We start from the raw sequence: 1,154 nt of genomic DNA, 5'->3' as shown, positions 1-1,154 counted from the left end.
GCCGGCCCGCGCCGCCCCGCCCGGCGGCCCGCCGGCCGCCCCGCCCCGTCCTGTGATCCATCCCACGGAATCGTCGTACACATAGCGCTTGCTGGAGTTAGCACTCGTTGCTAGCGTTGGGTCAGCCGAGGAGAGACGAACGGCGTGGCCGCAACGGCGGAGGGAGGTGACTCCATGGCCGCACAGGATGGTGCTGACCGCAGCGGACCCGCGCATGACGTCTCGGGACACGGTGGACCGGCCGACGAGCCGACAGCAGCCACCCTCGCACGCCGGAACAAGCCGACGGGTGAGGTGCCGCGCCACACGGATGTCGCCGCGCTCGTCGACGGTGACCGGCGTTCGTCCGAATCGCAGGACATCGGGTCGTTCATCCGCGCCCAGCGGGAGGCCGCCCAGGTGTCCATCCGGCAGCTCGCGGAGCGTGCCGGCGTCTCCAACCCGTATCTGAGCCAGATCGAACGCGGGCTGCGCAAGCCGTCCGCCGAGGTCCTGGGTCAGATCGCCCGAGGTCTGAGGCTGTCCGCGGAGGTGCTCTACGCCCGCGCCGGGATCCTCGAACTCAAGCAGGGGAGCCCGGTGAGGGACGCGATCCTCACCGCCCCGGACCTCACAGAGCGACAGAGGGAGGTGCTCGTGGAGATCTACGAGTCGTTCCTGGCGAACAATGCGACCGCAGCCGACCAGGTCGTCGACGTCCCCTGATCCGGGACCTGCCGACGGCGGCCCGCCGGGCCACGTGACACCGCAGATGAGAACACCGCACGACACGAACGAGGAGTCGACATGAGCAAGAAGACCACCGGTAAGAAGTCCACGTCCAAGGCCGAAGAGACCCGCGCCGATTCCTCCCGGGATGCCGCCGTCGGCGGCCCGCTCGGCCAGGCGATCGCCGCCGTGCGGACCCCGGTCTACGCCTACGTCGGGGCCAATGACCTCGCGATCCAGGCGGTCTCCGGGCTCGTGAACGATCTGCGCCGCCGCGCCGAGGACGCCGTCTCCGACGCCCAGTCCAGGGTCACCGAGCGCGTCTCCGACGTGCAGAACCGCATCACCGAGCGCGTGACCGGCGCCCAGGAGCGCGTCAGCGAGGTGCCGGACCGGGTCCAGTCGCTGCCCGCGGAGGTCGAGGAGCTGGTGAACCGCTTCCGCCC

The 1,154-nt window shown here is 70.6% G+C and carries 1 protein-coding gene and 1 pseudogene; both read left to right on the top strand.

The features are described from left to right. The first annotated feature begins 294 nt into the window (after positions 1 to 294). On the top strand, positions 295 to 705 hold the full coding sequence (locus G6030_RS10715; protein WP_043566729.1) for a helix-turn-helix transcriptional regulator: 411 nt from the start codon (positions 295 to 297) through the stop codon (positions 703 to 705). An 81-nt stretch (positions 706 to 786) separates the two neighbouring features. Further along, positions 787 to 1,154, top strand: a pseudogene (locus G6030_RS10710) (hypothetical protein); the annotation flags it as partial.

The sequence above is a fragment of the Dietzia sp. E1 genome (genome assembly GCF_014145015.1).
Lineage (GTDB): Bacteria > Actinomycetota > Actinomycetes > Mycobacteriales > Mycobacteriaceae > Dietzia > Dietzia cinnamea_A.
This window is presented reverse-complemented; position numbering and strand designations above follow the sequence as displayed.